General features: G+C 38.4%; 15 protein-coding genes. 3 read left to right on the top strand and 12 right to left on the bottom strand.

Going from position 1 to position 16,929, the window contains the following annotated elements:
- Positions 1-50: 50 nt before the first annotated feature.
- Positions 51-1,028, top strand: a complete 978-nt coding sequence (locus AAZR93_RS14145; protein WP_434720167.1) for a Gfo/Idh/MocA family protein — start codon at positions 51-53, stop codon at positions 1,026-1,028.
- Between the two features lie 90 nt (positions 1,029-1,118).
- On the opposite strand, the gene AAZR93_RS14140 is transcribed toward AAZR93_RS14145, so the two are convergent.
- From AAZR93_RS14140 to AAZR93_RS14120, 5 genes are all read right to left on the bottom strand, one after another.
- A complete protein-coding gene (locus AAZR93_RS14140) occupies positions 1,119-2,777 on the bottom strand; it encodes an alpha-keto acid decarboxylase family protein (protein WP_434720166.1) in 1,659 nt (552 codons plus the stop codon).
- 202 nt (positions 2,778-2,979) lie between these two features.
- A complete protein-coding gene (locus tag AAZR93_RS14135; protein WP_434720165.1) occupies positions 2,980-3,720 on the bottom strand; it encodes an SDR family oxidoreductase in 741 nt (246 codons plus the stop codon).
- 169 nt (positions 3,721-3,889) lie between these two features.
- The gene (locus AAZR93_RS14130; RefSeq protein WP_434720164.1) at positions 3,890-4,921 is read right to left on the bottom strand and encodes a methyltransferase; all 1,032 of its coding nucleotides are present in this window, start codon (positions 4,919-4,921) and stop codon (positions 3,890-3,892) included.
- 1,072 nt (positions 4,922-5,993) lie between these two features.
- Positions 5,994-6,377 (bottom strand): VasL domain-containing protein, encoded by a 384-nt coding sequence (locus AAZR93_RS14125; protein WP_294350978.1) that lies wholly within the window; start codon positions 6,375-6,377, stop codon positions 5,994-5,996.
- Positions 6,362-6,514, bottom strand: coding sequence for a type VI secretion system ImpA family N-terminal domain-containing protein (locus AAZR93_RS14120; RefSeq protein WP_434720247.1), 153 nt, complete (start codon positions 6,512-6,514; stop codon positions 6,362-6,364). Before AAZR93_RS14120 ends, AAZR93_RS14125 begins: the two co-directional genes overlap by 16 nt.
- Positions 6,515-6,599: 85 nt before the next feature.
- On the opposite strand from AAZR93_RS14120, the gene AAZR93_RS14115 reads away from it, so the two are divergent.
- A complete protein-coding gene (locus AAZR93_RS14115) occupies positions 6,600-6,740 on the top strand; it encodes a hypothetical protein (protein ID WP_434720163.1) in 141 nt (46 codons plus the stop codon).
- A gap of 132 nt (positions 6,741-6,872) precedes the next feature.
- Here the strand turns inward: AAZR93_RS14115 and AAZR93_RS14110 are convergent, their stop codons facing one another.
- The 4 genes from AAZR93_RS14110 to AAZR93_RS14095 form a co-directional block, all read right to left on the bottom strand.
- Positions 6,873-7,730 (bottom strand): phosphatidylinositol-specific phospholipase C domain-containing protein, encoded by an 858-nt coding sequence (locus tag AAZR93_RS14110; protein ID WP_294350975.1) that lies wholly within the window; start codon positions 7,728-7,730, stop codon positions 6,873-6,875.
- An 80-nt stretch (positions 7,731-7,810) separates the two neighbouring features.
- Positions 7,811-9,163: an MFS transporter gene (locus tag AAZR93_RS14105; protein ID WP_434720162.1), complete on the bottom strand. Its 1,353-nt coding sequence runs from the start codon at positions 9,161-9,163 to the stop codon at positions 7,811-7,813.
- A 559-nt stretch (positions 9,164-9,722) separates the two neighbouring features.
- Positions 9,723-10,514: an inositol monophosphatase family protein gene (locus AAZR93_RS14100; RefSeq protein WP_434720161.1), complete on the bottom strand. Its 792-nt coding sequence runs from the start codon at positions 10,512-10,514 to the stop codon at positions 9,723-9,725.
- A gap of 228 nt (positions 10,515-10,742) precedes the next feature.
- On the bottom strand, positions 10,743-11,513 hold the full coding sequence (locus AAZR93_RS14095; RefSeq protein WP_434720160.1) for an AraC family transcriptional regulator: 771 nt from the start codon (positions 11,511-11,513) through the stop codon (positions 10,743-10,745).
- 44 nt (positions 11,514-11,557) lie between these two features.
- Between AAZR93_RS14095 and AAZR93_RS14090 the strand changes: the two genes are divergently transcribed.
- Complete coding sequence (locus AAZR93_RS14090) at positions 11,558-11,950, top strand: nuclear transport factor 2 family protein (protein ID WP_434720159.1); 393 nt, start codon at positions 11,558-11,560, stop codon at positions 11,948-11,950.
- Between the two features lie 135 nt (positions 11,951-12,085).
- Here AAZR93_RS14090 and AAZR93_RS14085 read toward each other — a convergent pair whose 3' ends face one another.
- From AAZR93_RS14085 to AAZR93_RS14075, 3 genes are read right to left on the bottom strand one after another with little or no spacing between them, the layout of a single operon-like run.
- Positions 12,086-13,426 (bottom strand): cytochrome c, encoded by a 1,341-nt coding sequence (locus AAZR93_RS14085; RefSeq protein ID WP_434720158.1) that lies wholly within the window; start codon positions 13,424-13,426, stop codon positions 12,086-12,088.
- A gap of 12 nt (positions 13,427-13,438) precedes the next feature.
- Entirely contained in the window at positions 13,439-14,005 is a 567-nt protein-coding gene (locus AAZR93_RS14080; RefSeq protein ID WP_434720157.1) for a (2Fe-2S)-binding protein, read from the bottom strand.
- Complete coding sequence (locus AAZR93_RS14075; protein WP_336431001.1) at positions 14,002-16,920, bottom strand: xanthine dehydrogenase family protein molybdopterin-binding subunit; 2,919 nt, start codon at positions 16,918-16,920, stop codon at positions 14,002-14,004. The genes AAZR93_RS14080 and AAZR93_RS14075 overlap by 4 nt, the downstream gene beginning before the upstream one ends.
- Positions 16,921-16,929: the final 9 nt, after the last annotated feature.

Here is a 16,929-nt window from a genome sequence, read left to right as displayed (position 1 = left end):
TGTTTTATTCGTTATATTAGTCATCGCTAACCTTACAAATGGATAAATAAATGAAAATTGCGCTTATTGGTTCAGGAAAAATAATCATGTCAGCTCTTGATGCATTAATGCATGTACAAGGGATTGATGTTGTTGCGTTATGTGTGCGTGCATCGAGTATTGAAAAGGGCGAATCAATTTGCCAGCAGTTTGGAATTAATAAGCTCTATACCGATTACGACAAATTGCTGCAAGATACACAAATAGATGTAGTGTATATCGGTTTGCCAAATCACTTGCATTATAGTTATACGCATAAAGCGTTAATGGCTGATAAACATGTTATTTGTGAAAAGCCTTTCACACCTGAGTGGGAACAATTGCAAGAATTAGTTTTACTGTCTCATGAAAGAGGCTTGTATTTATTTGAAGCGATCACCGCTATTCATACTCCTGGATTTAATTTCATTAAGCAAAATATCAGTAAAATAGGGGATATAAAGATAATTCAGGGTAATTACTCGCAGTATTCAAGCCGGTATGATGATTATTTACTTGGTAACGTTCATGCGGCTTTTGACCCACAGCAAGCGGGTGGAGCTTTGTATGATATTAATCTTTATAATATTTATGTATTGCTTGCTCTTATGGGAGTGCCTGATGAAAGTCGTTATATTTGTAATAAAGGACATAACGGCATAGATACCTCGGGAATTTTAACATTACATTTTGATAAGACAATTGCAGTTTGTACAGGCGCAAAAGATTCAGGAAGTCCTGGTTATTTTATTATTCAGGGCACTAACGGTTATATTCGCATTGAGGGTGCTCCAAGTATTTGCCAATCAGTTGAAGCGAATATCGAAGGCAAAGTAACTTCGATGTCTCAAGATGCATCAACAAACCATATGTTATTTGAGTTTGCATTCTTTCGTGATCAAATTGCATCTAAAGAATTTGCAATATGCCATGAACATCTTGATCTGGCGATAGCGGTATCAAAAGTACTCAATAAATCGAGAAACGATGTCGGTATATCTTTTGAATAATGATGTTAGTTTGAAATAATATAGTAATTTGAAAGACTTTGATGATTGCGACTTTTTAATCGTCGCAATCTATTTAAGGACTTTAGCTTATTAAGCCGCGTTACTTTTTTGAAGTGCTCTTGAGATAGAGTTTAGTAATTCAGGCATATCCATCTTTGGTAGTATGACTTCGATAAAGGCAAGTTGATTGCAATTTTCGGCTTCTTTCAACACTTGTTGTAACTGTTCTGACTTAGCTACTTGTCGTGTCAGTGCCGGATTTTCATTCGCTAAAGCTTGTAATAATAATGTCCAATTCCACAAGGTAATATCATTGTAACGTTGCTCGGGGCCATGAATTGCACGTTCAACGGTATACCCCTCATTATTTAATAAAAATATGATTGGTTTTAGTCCGTCACGTAGCATTGTTCCCAATTCTTGAACTGAAAATTGTGCCGCACCATCACCGACTAAAAGGATAACTCGGCGATCAGGCTCTGCTGTTTGAGCGCCAAATGTAGCGGCTAAGGAAAAACCAATTGAAGCCCACAAGGATTGAACGATAAATTTACAACCTTGCGGCAAAGTGAGTGTCGCGGCACCAAAACAAGACGTTCCTTGCTCGACAATCACAATATCATCTGGACGTAAGAAATCCTGAATTTGATGCCAGAAAAGGCGTTGAGTGAGCTTACTTCCATTAATATTTGCTTGTTTTGGGCGATTAATAGTGGGTAATTGCCACTGTTTTATTAGAGATAAGCTCAGCTGGTGGAGTGCTTTAATGGCTTCTTGCATTGGGATCTGAGTAAAGACCTGTTGCCCAATTCTTGCTTCATGGGGGTGGATATTGATGCATCCATTTTCGGGTAATTGATGGCTAAATCCCGCTGTAGCGGTATCAATGAACAGCACACCGACATTGATTATAACGTCGGTATCTTCTATCCATCGTTTCACTTGTGGTTCGCTAGCCGCACCGATGTATGTTCCGGTAAAACTGGCTCGAGTTTCATCGACTGCACCTTTACCAAATAGCAAAGTAGAATGGGGAATTGGAACTTCTTTCATCCATTGATCTAGCACTTCGTTAGCGTTAAAGCGTTCGACGAGAAAACCCGCAAGTAGTGAGACTTTATGTGCTGATTGTAATTTTTCACGCGCTGCATTGATAAAGTTTTCCAGTGATTTTTTTGATAAATTGATTTGAGGTAACTTCATTGGTGCAGGTTTGGAGATCAAAGGCATTTCGGCAACATCACAAGGAAGAACTAGGTGTACAGGGCGATGCTCCGTTAATGCAATCGTGAGGAGACGATCAATTTCTGTCGCGGCATTATCAAAAGTAAGACAAGCTTGGGCTACAGTGACCTCTTGTGCCATACGGGTAAAATGGCCGAAATCCCCATCTCCTAACGAATGATGTAATAAACAGCCTACCCGCTGAGCGCGTAGTGCAGGTGCGCCAACAATATGAATGATAGGGAGATATTCAGCATAGGAGCCGGCTATGCCATTTATAGCGCTTAATTCCCCGACACCAAAGGTGGTAAGTAGCGCTGCCGCTGGTTTGCAGCGTGCATAACCATCCGCAGCATAGGCTGCATTGAGTTCGTTAGCACAGCCAACCCAAGTTATTTTGGGGTGGTCAATAACATGATCGAGAAACTGTAGATTGTAATCTCCCGGTACGCCAAAGAAATGATGAATGCCAATTTCAGCCAAACGATCGAGAAGGTAATCTGCTACTGCATAATTTTTGCTCATGATCATAACCTGTCAATAAACGTGAATTGCTTAACATTGAACAAGAACGTGATTGATGTGATCTTTGCGGCGGCCAATATTTTTAAATACTCACAATTACTCGGATATTAAATTTAGAGCGATATGCATGGCTAAAGATCCGAAAAGCATGGTGAGAATAAGAATGTGAGAAGAAATTTTGGCGCATCACAGAAAACGCTGGTCAAAAATCTTGTTGCGTAGGGCGTAAGACGATTTCATTGATATCGACATTGGGTGGTTGTTCAAGCGCATAAGCAATAGCGCGTGCAACTGAATCTGCAGGGATAGCTTGTTTATAAAATTCTTGTAAAAATGATGCGCTTTCGGGGTCTGAGCTGCCGAATTTTAATTCTGACTCGACGACACCTGGGCAAATTGTTGTCGTTCTAATTTTTCCACCAACCTCATGGCGTAACCCTTCTGATATTGCCCGTACAGCATATTTTGTTCCGCTATAAACTGTACCGCCGGGACTGAAAACTTTGACGCCAGCTACCGAAGAAATATTAATAAAATGGCCTTCATTTTGCTTTTCAAATACCGGTAGTACTTCAGCGATACCGTATAGCAGTCCTTTTACATTGATATCAATCATTCGTACCCACTCATCAACTTTTGCTTTGTGCATGGGGGCTATCGCCATCAATCCTGCATTATTAATTAACACATCGATTCGACCAAACTGAGTGAGAGTTTGATTGACCATATTTTTCACATCAGCATGTTGAGTAACATCAGTTTGTACAACGAGGGCTTTGCCGCCAGCGGCGATACAGTCTTTCGCGAGTATATCAAGATGTTCTTTACGACGAGCCGCAAGTACTAGGGTTGCTCCGAGAGTGGCAAGATAGCGTGCTGTTGCAGCACCTAGCCCACTACTAGCGCCGGTAATAATGATGATTTTACCTGAAATCTGTCCCATTGTTTTTTCCTGTTAATTTAGCGAAATTGAATTATTTTTCAATTTAATCAACATGATAAATTTAGAGTGAATTTTTTCGCTTATTTTAAGTAAGAGGCTGGCGATGCCATTGATTGTCAACGCCAGAATTCACACTAGCCAGTTGATATATAGGCTGGTTAATATTTACTTAATCAATAACGGCTTCAACAATGGAGACGTAGCAGCCTGTATTAATGATGCGATTCAATTTCAATCCCGCACTTTTTAACAAAACTTTGAGCTCATCTTCACTGCGTGTTTGTCCGCCGTCAAAACTAGCTAATAGCAACAGATCGATTTCGTTACCGCCATGCCAAGTATTTCCTTTTGGTATAACGGGCTCCATGATGAGTAATTTGGAGTTTTCATGCATAGCGTTTCGGCAGCAGCGTAATATGGCTCTGGCTTGCTCTTCGGGCCAATCCATCGTGATGTATTTCAATAGATAAATATCTGCGGTAGGGCAAGACTCAAAGAAGCTACCGGGTTGTGTTTTCCAGCGCGAGTCATCACCTAATTCTTTAAGACGGTTTCGGGTTAATATCTCTGGTTGATCAAATAAAATACCCTGTAAAGTTGGGTTATTACGAAGTACATTTAATAGCAATCCTCCCATACCACCTGCAATATCGACTACTGTTGCATTTTTTGGGAAATCGTAGGCTTGGACTAAAAAATAATTTTCTACCGCAGACATGGAGGACATGCCAGTATGAAAGTCATATCCATCCCTTTGATTTTCTTTTTTCGACCAATATTCATAGAACGACATGCCGTATAAATTTTTAAAAGAAGATTCGCTACGTAGACTATCGACAAGATCCCCTAATGGGGACCAAAAGGTCTCATCGGTGAGCATTAATATTGCGGAGCGTAAAGATTGAGGTGCATCTGAACGAAGAAACTCAGCTTCTGGTGTTAATGCAAATTTGTTATCACTAGTTTCTTTAAAGATCCTTTTCGAGGCTAACATTCTCATGACACGAAATAATTTTTTACTATCCACATTCACTTCTTTTGCGAGGTAATCTACTGTTTTTTCTCCATCTTTAAGGTAATCGGCTATACCTAATACTGCTGCCGCGCGTAGCGAAGCTTGAAAAGTAAACCCCATCGCTTGCTCTAATACATAGACTGCCGCTGCATCATTTTTAGATATATCAATACTATTATTTACCATGATATTAGTTCCTCGTTGAATTATTTATGGAAAACACATTTAGTAGTAAAATAATTAGATTAATTTTTCGCTGTATTAAAGGCCGTAATTTGGTTATCAATAATACGTAACTTATTGTTAAGTATGTATTTTGTAGATATAATCACTTATAATTATATATTTTAAATATAAAATTATTTATGTGTGAATATGGTTAATTTTGAAGGTTTAATATCTCCATGAAATTAAGGTATCAAAAATAATTGCAGTATTAATAAATGCTGATAAGCATAATATTATATAAAATTAAATAAGTATCATTATATTTCATATTAATTCAATTCTGGTGTTTTTTATTATAAAGTCAAGGTGGAGTTATCATGGAGTAAGTGTTTTTACTTGCTAACTAATTAAATAAAAAGGAAAAATGATATTAAATTATTTTTAATTATTTTTTAGTTAATAATTTTAAAATAAATTAAATAAATTGTAACTAATTGATTGTCATAAGGTAATTAAGTTAATTAATCGAGATGATTTTGGAGGGGGGGCTACAATGATATTGTTTTCATGGAAATAATATTATTGAGTTATAAGTTTATAATGAAATTAGATTTAAATTTAATAGAAATTAAAATGTTAACACTGAATTTTCTGATTATTTTAAAATTAAATTATTGGGTGATGATAATCTTAGTTTATATTTACATGAATTATAATTTATTGAGGTTTTTATTAAGTGGGGTAAATTTAGAAAATAGAAGTTAGAATAGTAGTGTTGAGGGTTTAATTTGTATGGAATTGATATTTAGGAATGCTTCAATAAGTACGTTATTAGAGGAGGGAGCGTTGGCTAAATTAATTCTTATTGTGAGGTAATACCTGTATAAGAATAGGCTGTTTTGTTATCAAAACGAATAGGTAGAAGAATATTAGATTAAAAAACGATTTAATTTAGTATTCTTCTACAGCTTTCAAATTCAATAATATCAAAAATTTATATAAATAATGAGACCTCAGTATTATTTTTTTATTATTGGTAATAGCTATACAATAAATATTTAGTACTGAGATATATTGAGAATATCTGTTACTAATTTTGGCGCATTAAGGCATAGCGATTAAGAAGTTGCTTAAAGTGATTGTCAATACGTTGATATTCAGACTCTGCAACGGTCCCTTGTGCTTTTTGTGTTTCTAAACGTCGTAATTCCTCTTCTAATGGTAAACCTTGATTAAAATGTTGTCGTGCATTGAAAATGATTGTTTTTAATTCAGAGCCAGTAATGTAGCTGCGGGGTTTACCATCAAGGCTATCTAATCGCACACTTAGTTTATTCAACTGCTCCATACCTTCTGACCATTGATTAAGCCGATTTTCAGCAAATGCATTAGTTTGCATATTTTGTTGCCATTTTTCAGTAAAAGTACTGACGTCAGCATGATCGCCATATTGTTGCTCTAGATAATTGACCATATTGTTTGCCAATGTTGATTCAGTAAAGCATGCAGTAATGATAGTCCTTCATTTAGCCCATCAATTCCCGCTTGGTGTTGGCGGATCAATATAAACCAAGCGGTTGTTTGAAGATCTGCACCGTTTTGATTAAATATCGAAAGGCATAATCCATGTGCTCTAGCCCAATCAATATCTGGGCGAGCGGGGTGAAAACGTTTATTCAGCTCTTCTTTTTTAAGTATGAGTCGTTTTTGTGAAGAAAAAATAAGTTATCGTAAAATAAACGGCTCTGTCGCTGAATTTGAATTAATTATGGGATTTTGTCAGCTATCACCATCGGGGCAAGCTTTTGTACGTGTGGCTGAAAATGGTATTAACTAAATATGGTGGCTATTAAAAATAAGCTCTCCCTAAGAGTCATTATCAAATTCTTTTAGGGAGAGAGAAAATAGTACTATTTTCAATATTTTATGTATCAATTGGGTTGTGGTATTAAATATTTTTGGTGAAAAATTAAGCTATATACACATTGTTAAACACATTAACTTTAATCGTATTAATAGCTAATTCATCATCAATAAAATCATAAATAAGAACACCTTTTCCTGAACTTCTTTCCATTTTTTTGAGTTTATTGGCAATAATTGGATTGATAATTTCAGCATAAGCAATTGGATCTGCTAAGTTACCATTTGTCGCACTAATATGATTGAGTATTAACTTATTATCGTAATTTAGTAATGGGTTTAGTAATGTTTTAATATCTTTAAGTTTTTCATCTATATCAGGGCCGTTCCAATTATCTTGCAGCACAATATTTTCATTTTCATGCCAATTATATGCCCAGTTTTGGTTATTTAGTGAGGAAACTTTTAAAGAGGTAGGAGCACATTCGATCACGATAATTTTACCTCTTACTTCGCCAATAGTTGGCCAATCATAGCTAGGCATATTTTTATCAGGATTTAATTTTGGGGTATAAATATCGTCGAGATAGCCAGTAATAAATGTTTGGATGGCGAGTTTATATTGTTCAAAATCATCTTTTTTTTCATTCGCATTTTGTAGGCGAACAATAATAAATTCCGAGGGAAATTGAATTAAAAATTGACGTAATTGGTCAAAAATCGTCTTTGCTTCAATATCACTAATCCATTTTCGATGTGCTGCAACTAAGTTACGTGTTATTCGTAAATCAAAGAAACGAACGCCAATATTGAGTTGCTCATCAAGTGATAAATATTGTGTTTTGTAGTGAGGGCTGTCACACAACGCTGTCATTGCATCGTGACTACCAGGAATACTAAGCTCAGTGATTGAGGTGCTATTGCTAATATATTTTAGCCAACAAGATAATTTATTATTCACCATAAGATACGCTCTAAATCTAATTTTTATAATGAATTCCCCAAAAGTAATACTTTTAGGGAATTGATGATGTATCAAGTTGATTATATTTCTTTTTTCATTTTAATTAACTTCCAAGATAATAGTGCGGCAATCATAGTTAGTATTGATAATCCTATGAATACACTACCAATAATATCAGTTGGTGTTAATACTTCTCGAATAATTTTACCTTGTTCATTTAGTTGTGGGCTATAAATGATTTTACCTAGAATTAGCGGTGCTAAAAGCGCGGGAAGGTAGCCAATAGTGATAGCGAGTGACATTGCCGCAGAGGCATTTTTTTTGTCGATATTTGACTCGCCAATAGGTGCGTAATAAACACCGCGGATCATAAAGCAACATGCAGATGCACATAGCATCAGTATCATGATCGTATTACGGACTGTCGGTGTGACAACATCTTCTGGTACTTGTCCTGGTACAAAATCAGAAATAGCCGTTGGGTTCATGTAAAAAAGAATACTTATTGTTAATAACAAGATAGCGAGTAGAAATGACATAAAACGCATGAAATGGGCTGTTGATTTAAATGCTAAGGTGACTAATAGTGTTGATAGCAATGGAAGCATGCGTAATGCGATAACTACAGAGGCGAACATGGCGGCAACGGTTGCTGAAGTACCGTAACCGGCTTGAAGGAATCGAGCAAAGTAGGTGCCAGCCGCCACGAATGTGCCATAGATACAAAAAACGTTTAAGCCAGTGATCCAGACAACGGGAAGTTTAATCACTTTAAAAATACCAGATACCGCTTCTTTTACAGAAGCCGCGCTTTCTGAGTCATCACCTACTTTGGCATCTTTAGAAACAGCAAGAAAAATTAAGATTGCTGTAGCCAATACAATAATGGAAGCTGTTACCATCATCGTTCGGCTATCCGCTTCGTAATAAACCATCGCGGCCCATACTAAACTCAATAAAAATGCAAGTAAGCCTCGACCAAACTCAAACATACCAAATGCAACACCTTGGTGTTCTTTAGTTGTCGAAAGACTGACGGCTTTAAAGTTTGCAGGTTTAAATAATACTTCACTTAACAGTAACATGAAGAAGAAGCACAGCAATAAGGTACCCATACTTAGACCTGGCGAGTTTAGTGCAATAAATAAAGAAATAAATCCGACGCCTAAGGTAGTAAAAAACATAATGTTACGTACTTTAAAACGGTCTCCTATCCATCCTAATCCGACAGTACCAAGTAGAATCACTAAGCCTTGCATTGAATATAATTGTCCCGCTTGTGCATCGGAGATCCCCATTGCAACAGGAAACCCGAGGGGAAGTGAATTTCTGAGATCCCAAAATGCATATAATAATTGCGCATTGGCAGTAATAAATAAGAGTTGAATTACAGTATGGGTTGAGAACCCAAATTTACGCATTAAATTAGTCATATTCTATCTTCCGTTATAATTATATAGATAATACGTGGTTATAAGTCAGAGCTTTTTGGTGATTAAAATTAAAGTATTTTAAAAATTATTTATGGTTGGGTTATTCAATTATGCTGTTAGTTTTTAAATGTCATAAGCTCATCTTGAAAGCAAAAAGAGTTACTATTAATTTATTTTAGAGGTCAAAATTTCTCACTCTCACATTGAACTATACATTCTAAAAATACACATTGTAAAAAATATATTCCGTGAGCGTTTTCACATATTGTTAACATTGATGATTACAAGGAAAAATTACAACATGAATTTTCAATAATTCATTATATATCATTGGATTATGATTTTTTTTATCGATTTTATTGGTGGGTTTTCTATCGTAGTAATACTACTTATATGGGTTTTATTGATGGTGTATATCAATTAGATATAGAAAATAAATTCTTATTAATAAGAGTGAGCTCTAGCTCTCAAAATTAGAAATGAGTGCTAAGAAAACTTAGTTTGTGATGCTTAAAAGAGGAGTTAATCTACCGCCTAATAGCGGTAGATTAGGTTGGGGTTATTTCATAAGAAAAGAGGCTAATGTATCGTAAATCTCGCTGCTTGAAGTAAGTACATAGTTTCCATTTAGCAGAAAATTAGGATCACTTTTAAAGTTGTTGGTGACACCACCTGCTTCTTGGATCAGTAGTAGCCCGGCAAGGCAATCCCACGAATTTAAATGTGGCTCGTAATAACCGATTAATTTTCCCGCAGCCACGTAGGCTAGCATTAAGGCGGCAGAGCCATTGCGAACAAACATTCCACCCGCATGTAATAAATTATCTAAAAATGGGATAATTTTATCTGGAGAAAGTCGGGTTGAAATGCCAACACCGAGCAATCCTTCATTGAGTGAATTCACTTGATTCACAAAAATTTTGTCTTCATTGAGATAAGCACCATGGCCTCGAAGGGCATGAAACAATTCATCATGAATGGGATCGTAGATAACGGCAATTTGGGTATTTTGTTGCTCATCTATCAATGCGATAGATATGCACCAAGAAGGTAGCCCAAAAATAAATGCGCTTGTACCATCTATTGGGTCAATAACCCATGTTGATTTAGACTGACCTACGGTAAGTCCTGATTCTTCACCAAAAATTGTATCTTGAGGGTAATAGTGATTAATTTGTTTACGAATAAACTCTTCTGTTGTTTTATCTGCAATAGTAACAAGGTCTTGTCCATCTCCTTTTTTCTTTTCGATGTTAAGCTTTTTTCTATTATGATAGAAATCAGCAGCTAACTTTCCTGCTTCCTTCGCAATAGCTTTGCTTAAGCGGTATCGTTCTGCCAATTGATCCATGTTTAAAACCTCAGTTTATGAAATTAATATTTCAAAAAATACACTAATTGATTAGTCTATTCTGTGATCAGTTCCATGGCATAGTGTTTTAATGTTAATTTTTTATTACGTAATTGGGTTGCCGTTTTAAATTTTTCTGGAACGTTTGGTTTTATTTATCAATTATTCCACCGCATACAAACTGCTAATTTATTTATCCAAAAAATGAACAATTAAGCTATTAAAATATTAATCCTCTTTGAATTGACCTGGTGTTTTTCCAAAGCGTTGCCGAAATACTTCAATATAAGCGCTGACATTACTATAACCGCTGAGTGATGCAACTTCACTGATTGGTAATCCTGCAAGTACCCACTGAAGAGATGCGACTACTTTGGCTTGTTGTCGCCACTGACTAAAACTAAGGCCTGTTTGTTGGCTAAACAAGCGACTAAGATTACGGACGCTAATTCCCCATTGGTTGGCTAATTGGCTCTGATCTAATATACATGCGGGATTTCTTAGTAATTCATTGGCTACATTGCGTGCTCGGCGATCTAAGGGAAGCGTTAATTGAAGTGGTAATTCAGCACATTGAGAAATTTCATAACCTAACAGTTTTAAAAGACTGTTTTGGTAATCTTTTGAAGATACATGATTATTTCGCAACACTCGCTCTAACATAGCTAAAATAAAGGAATTTCCGCCATAAATACCGGCTTGAGAAGGATATTGAATACAGTCGGATGGCTTAAGGTAAAGGCTATTACCTTTGACTTTCCGAGGAACCCATGCCCTGTGATCCAAGCCAGCAGGAAACCAACCTATCGATCCTGGTGTCACTGTCCATTGTGCGCATTCGGTTTCAATGACAAAAACACCCTGACTAAGCCAATATAGTTGGCCTAGCTCATGTTTATGCCAAGGGGTTGAATGCTGACTTTCATACTCAAATGTTTTTGTTTGCATCATAATGGCTGATTTACCGTATATATTGTCTTGATACGGATAATATACCATCTAGGCTTTCATTTATAATTTATGTTTTAAGAACGGAGAAATAAATGAAAAGTTTAAATCAGATAGTTATTGATGCATTAAACATTATTGTCAGTAGTCCTGAGCATGACGAAAATAAAATCTCTCAATATTTTTCGCCTGATTACCAACAAGTAGTTGATGGTAACTCATTGAACTATGATGATTTCTTAATGCATATGGCTGCGCTTAAATCACAAACAAAGCGTATGAATGTGGAAATTAAGTCAATTGTTGCTGAAAATAATACTGTTTTTACGCATCACTATGTATCAGTTGAGAAATGTGGAATCGAACAGAGCGAGTTTGAAGTATTTGCTTGTTTCACTTTATCATTAGGGCGAATTATTCGCTGTGAGGAATTAACTCGGATGATTAGTGGAGAGGCTGGTGATAGAGATTTTGGGAGTAGACGATAATTTATTCCAATCTATGATTATTTAAAAGTTCCCTAATGCTTATCCGCTTATTAACTCAATTATTGGGCGATTTGTTCAACGTTGAGCTAGCTAAAACAACGCCTCTTTAATTATCTTAAAGAGGCGCTATATTTTTTATTGTGATGCTTTTTTTAGTTTATCAACTTGATCTGCGGTGACAGGAGTCGCTTGTCCTCCCCATTGAGCACGTGCCCATGTGATTAAATCTGCTATTTCTTGTGAGTTTAAATCATCGGCAAAACTTGGCATAGCATACATACGTTGGCCATTTGGAAATGTTGTTGTCGGGATACCCGTTAACACTACGTTAATAAAGGTTTCAGGGTTATCCATTGCTAATATTGCATTGCCTTTTAGCGCAGGGATGCCGTTAGGTACACCTTCACCTGTAATGCCATGACAACCTGCACAAGTTGACATATACATCATCCGACCTGTTTCCATGGTATTTTCAATTGTACTAGTCGGTTCGATTGTACTTGTTGATTGTTGAGTTTGCGCTTCTGGCAGCGGCTGCGGTGCCGGTTTTGCACCAAGTAATTGGCCATCTTCTCCAGTTAACAAATAGATAGCCACAGCATTGACATCTTCAGTGGCCATTTGGCTGGTGGAAAAGTGGGTTACTGTATTCATGTCCGCAAATGAAGAGCCTTGCGGCGAAATGCCTGTTTGTAAAAACTGACTGAGCGAGGCGGTATCATAGCCATGGTTTGAAAGTGCTTGTGCGGTAATATTTGGAATAGCTAAGCCCGCTTCTTCTCCCCCTTGTAGTGAGCGTGAAAAATCCACACCCATCATAAAGTTACGTGGGGAATGACATGCACCACAATGGGCAAGGCCTTCAACAATATAAGCACCACGGTTCCACTGTGCAGAACGTTGTGGGTTATCCGGCGCTTTATGGTCAGGGAAGTTAAGTAAGGTCCAAAAATTCATAAATGGGCGAACAGGAAGCACAAAAACACCCGTATTTTCTTTATTCGCAATAGGCATGGCAGGTAAGGTCATGACGTAGGCATACAGAGCATCTAAGTCTTCTGATGTTGTCATTTGAGTGAAAACAAAAGGCATTGCAGGGTAGAGGTTGCCTCTCTCTTTACCTATCCCATCCTTAAGCGCGCGATGAAAATCTGCACGAGTATAATTACCGATCCCAAATTGTTTATCGGGGGTAATATTGGTTGAGTAAATAACGCCGAATGGGGTACCAATGGCGCGCCCCCCAGCTGCTAGTGGTCCCTCGGGTAAGGAATGGCAACCAAAACAGTCCCCTGCAATAGCAAGCTCTTTACCGCGAGGGATCAGTTTTGCAATTTCTTCTGACGTTAACGGTTTATCTAAATTTGGTCCAATGCTAGAGGTACGAAAAACACCAAATAAAACCGAGAACATAAATAAAATGCCGAGTATTATGACGGCGTAAATGATTTTACGTGTTAAACGATTTATCACCATTTTCTGTTCCCCTTAGTCAATCACGCAGCCGGGCGTAGCGAGTGCGACTTTTCGTACCGCTTCATAGTAGCGAACGTAACCAGTACAACGACAAATATGCTCATTTAGGGCTTCTTCTATCGCATGTTCTAGATTTTCGCGTTTTACAGGGGTGTGTTTGAGTTGGTTAAGAAAGACCGTTGCACCAGTAACAAAACCGGGGGCACAGTAACCACATTGGAAAGAAAAATTCTCAATGAAAGCCTGCTGAATAGGTGTAAGTTCTGTCACTTTCCCCTGATCATCAAGTTTGGCTTGTCCTTCGATAGTGACAATATTTTTATTATTGAAATAGTGAGCACCAAAAATGCAGGTACGACTTTCAACAGTGGTGCCATCCGCTTGTACTTCCATCACTGTGCAGGCGTGACAAATACCTTGCCCACAACCAAAGTGAGTTCCCGTCAAGTCAAGATATTCATGTAAAAATTCAATCATCGGCATGCCAACAGGAACATCAATAGGGCCGATTTTTTTGCCATTGATTGTTAAGCTTAATGGCATTTTTTCAATAATAGGAACGGCATTTTTAATCTTCATGATAGTGCCTTTTGGATTTTTTCTACTGTAATTGGGAATTCATAAAAACGCTTACCGGTTGCATGGGTTAATGCATTACTGGTGGCGGGCAATATTGGGATCATCCCAAGTTCAGCCATACCTTTTGGTGGTGAGGTTTCTGAAAGTGGTGGTAAGTAATCAATGGTTTGCTGCCAGACAGCGACATCTTTTGCGCGTGGAACAACATAACGATTAAAATTCCATGTGCCATCACCGGGGCCGTTTTCATATAACGGTAGCTCTTCAAGTAGCGCGTGGCCAATACCCATCGCAGTTCCCCCTTGAATTTGTCCAGACACTAATTCAGGCACAATCATAGTACCGGGGTCCATAATCATATGATGTCGCATAACGTCGACTTCACCGGTAAGTGTATTCACGTTAAGCTCGACCAAACAAGACGCAGGGGTCACAGTTGTTGGGTCTGCTTTAGCGCGCTGTGTTGGCGGGTAATAAGCAATTTCACGCTTAATGAAATGATATCCTCCCGTTGTCATGAGTTTTTTCAACTCTTGAGGCGCGCCATCACCATATCGAACAGATAACGCATCCAGCGGAAGATTACGTAAACCGAGTGTTGGAATGTCAAAGTCTGCTCGTGCCCATTGCCAGCTTGAATAGCCATGCACGGCAACACCCGTGATGAGACCTAATTGATGCGCTCTTTTGGCTAATATATTGAAGGGAATTGGCTTCATACCACCACCTCCGATACCATCAGGTCCTACGCGGATATCCGAAAACTCAACATTTAAACCATTAAATGACCCGCCACCTAAGCCTTCACTCCAGATACTTTTTGCGGCTGGCCATAGCGAGTTTTCAAGTAAAAAGCGACCAGCTTGGCGCGTACCGAAACCGATATAATAAACGCCACTTGATGAGCTCATGTCAGGGATGAGTGCTGGTGTCCAATAAGGATCATTTTTTGCTAATTCATCTTGTTTTTTCTGATTGGCCCAACTGGTTTTTAATGGCAGTTGGTCAAATTCAGTAACTCCAAATTCAACAACATCTGGCGCCTTACTCAGTGCTTGCCAAACCATTACTTGCTGCGCAGTTGTGCCACCGGTACCGATTTCTTGCATACAGTGGCGCATAGTGAGTTGCCCTTGCGCATCGAATTCAAGGGAAAGGATGGTTGGTACACCACTGGAACCGTAAACTTGTTGGACTTGAGCAAAACCAACACCATAGAGTTTGCCAGGATTTGCAGCATCATATTCAGCTTTCTTTTTATCTCGATTAAGCCAAAGAGGATGTTTTTCTACTAAATTTAGCATTTCTACATTGCGAGGGTCACCAGCAATAACACCGCCTTGTGTATTCGGATAACCTTCTAAAATCGCATTTCGACGGCGTAGCTCGATGGGGTCGATATTGAGGTTATGCGCGATTTCATCCACCATCAATTCTGTAATTGCCATTGATTGCAATGAACCAAATCCGCGCATTGAGCCTGCTTCTACGGCGGGTGTCGCCATGGCTAACGCAGTCAAATCAGATTTAGGGAAGTAATATATGGATTGTGCGCCACGTACTGCAACGTGAGAAACCGCAACAGAAAGGTTTTCACGACCACCACCATTACAATTGTAAGTTCCTCTTAATATATCAAACTTACCGGTCTTTCGATCGCCGATGATGGTTACATCCATTTCAATTGAGTGACGTTTCATACCCATTTGAAATTGTTCATAACGATCGTTTGCCATACGAACTGGCAGACCGTCAGCGTAGAAACTTGCCACCATTGCATAGAATGGAAACACCGAATAGTCTTTAGAGCCATAACCGACGGTTGAACCGGTTAATAAAATAATATTTTCAACTGGAAAGTGCTTATTGCGTTTTGAAAGTTCGGCCGCTGCATTAACAACGCCAGCAGGTGACTGCGTTGCTGTCAAAATATGCAATGTTTTGGTTTTGGCATCATACCAAGTATTACTGTTATCAGGTTCCATCGCACAGGGGTCGATAGATTGTGAAAAACCATGACGCTCTAATACAAATTTATCTGGATTTTGGCGTGCCGCTTCAATTTCTTGATTAATTTGTCGTGCGTAATCCATTCCCTTCTCTTGGGCATCTGGCTTATCTTCGGCTTGGTGTAGTGCTTGAATAAAGCCACCGCCACGGTCTTTGCGGATGACGGGGGGAACGGTAATGGCATGTTTAGGGTCATAAGGCGGCCAAACGGGTGTATTGCCATCGAATCCCCCTTTGATACCCGAGTCTTGATAGGGGGAAAATATAGAAGGCGAGAGTGGTGTTTCTCCTCCGATACGCACATAACGTGCCGCGCCATAATTGGCGAGTGGCTTGATGCCCGTGACCGCGCCGTATTTCACCACATCGGTATTAAAACGTAACATGCGTTGAGCTGCACTATAACGATCAAAGTCATGATAAATAAGGATGGCGACAGGATGGCCAATGATCGGTGATGTATCACCTTTGGGGACTAAAATATTATAGCCATAAAAGCCTTTTCCCATACTGGTATCTTGGGGAATATTCAGTCCATCGCGAATGAGATCTTCTTGTAGAACAATACGATCAGGCTGTAAGTTTGGCCCTAACATTGAAATATCAATTCCTTCAAAGCTTCTATCCGCTTGAGTGGCTTTTAACATAAAAGCGTAGCTTTGTTTTTGAGGCCAGCCTGGAATATCTTTTGCTCTGTAGTCTCGAGCAAAGTTTTTTTGTCCTGTAACTTTTTCGATACCATCCCAGCGGAAACGTGCTTTACCATCTTGACCTATCCATCCCGTCGATGGTGCATCTGAATCTACTTCCAAGGCGATTGCGAAGGGGAGTCGGCCAACCATGACCGCAATACCTGCGATTGTGCCTAGTTTGATGAGATTTCGTCTAGAAATTTGTCCCGACATTTTGTACTC

This window comes from Providencia sp. Je.9.19 (genome assembly GCF_051129765.1).
Taxonomy (GTDB): Bacteria; Pseudomonadota; Gammaproteobacteria; order Enterobacterales; family Enterobacteriaceae; genus Providencia.
Note: the sequence above shows the minus strand (reverse complement) of the source record. Positions and strands in the feature narration are given on the sequence as shown.

What these genes read in the sequence shown, in the direction of transcription:
- AAZR93_RS14090 (WP_434720159.1), top strand. Translation starts at nt 11,558, where the DNA reads ATGAAAAGTTTAAATCAGATAGTTATTGATGCATTAAACATTATTGTC.
- AAZR93_RS14110 (WP_294350975.1), bottom strand. Translation starts at nt 7,730, where the DNA reads ATGGTGAATAATAAATTATCTTGTTGGCTAAAATATATTAGCAATAGC.
- AAZR93_RS14135 (WP_434720165.1), bottom strand. Translation starts at nt 3,720, where the DNA reads ATGGGACAGATTTCAGGTAAAATCATCATTATTACCGGCGCTAGTAGT.
- AAZR93_RS14125 (WP_294350978.1), bottom strand. Translation starts at nt 6,377, where the DNA reads ATGGTCAATTATCTAGAGCAACAATATGGCGATCATGCTGACGTCAGT.
- AAZR93_RS14095 (WP_434720160.1), bottom strand. Translation starts at nt 11,513, where the DNA reads ATGGTATATTATCCGTATCAAGACAATATATACGGTAAATCAGCCATT.
- AAZR93_RS14105 (WP_434720162.1), bottom strand. Translation starts at nt 9,163, where the DNA reads ATGACTAATTTAATGCGTAAATTTGGGTTCTCAACCCATACTGTAATT.
- AAZR93_RS14100 (WP_434720161.1), bottom strand. Translation starts at nt 10,514, where the DNA reads ATGGATCAATTGGCAGAACGATACCGCTTAAGCAAAGCTATTGCGAAG.
- AAZR93_RS14075 (WP_336431001.1), bottom strand. Translation starts at nt 16,920, where the DNA reads ATGTCGGGACAAATTTCTAGACGAAATCTCATCAAACTAGGCACAATC.
- AAZR93_RS14115 (WP_434720163.1), top strand. Translation starts at nt 6,600, where the DNA reads ATGAGTCGTTTTTGTGAAGAAAAAATAAGTTATCGTAAAATAAACGGC.
- AAZR93_RS14080 (WP_434720157.1), bottom strand. Translation starts at nt 14,005, where the DNA reads ATGAAGATTAAAAATGCCGTTCCTATTATTGAAAAAATGCCATTAAGC.
- AAZR93_RS14085 (WP_434720158.1), bottom strand. Translation starts at nt 13,426, where the DNA reads ATGGTGATAAATCGTTTAACACGTAAAATCATTTACGCCGTCATAATA.
- AAZR93_RS14130 (WP_434720164.1), bottom strand. Translation starts at nt 4,921, where the DNA reads ATGGTAAATAATAGTATTGATATATCTAAAAATGATGCAGCGGCAGTC.
- AAZR93_RS14140 (WP_434720166.1), bottom strand. Translation starts at nt 2,777, where the DNA reads ATGAGCAAAAATTATGCAGTAGCAGATTACCTTCTCGATCGTTTGGCT.
- AAZR93_RS14145 (WP_434720167.1), top strand. Translation starts at nt 51, where the DNA reads ATGAAAATTGCGCTTATTGGTTCAGGAAAAATAATCATGTCAGCTCTT.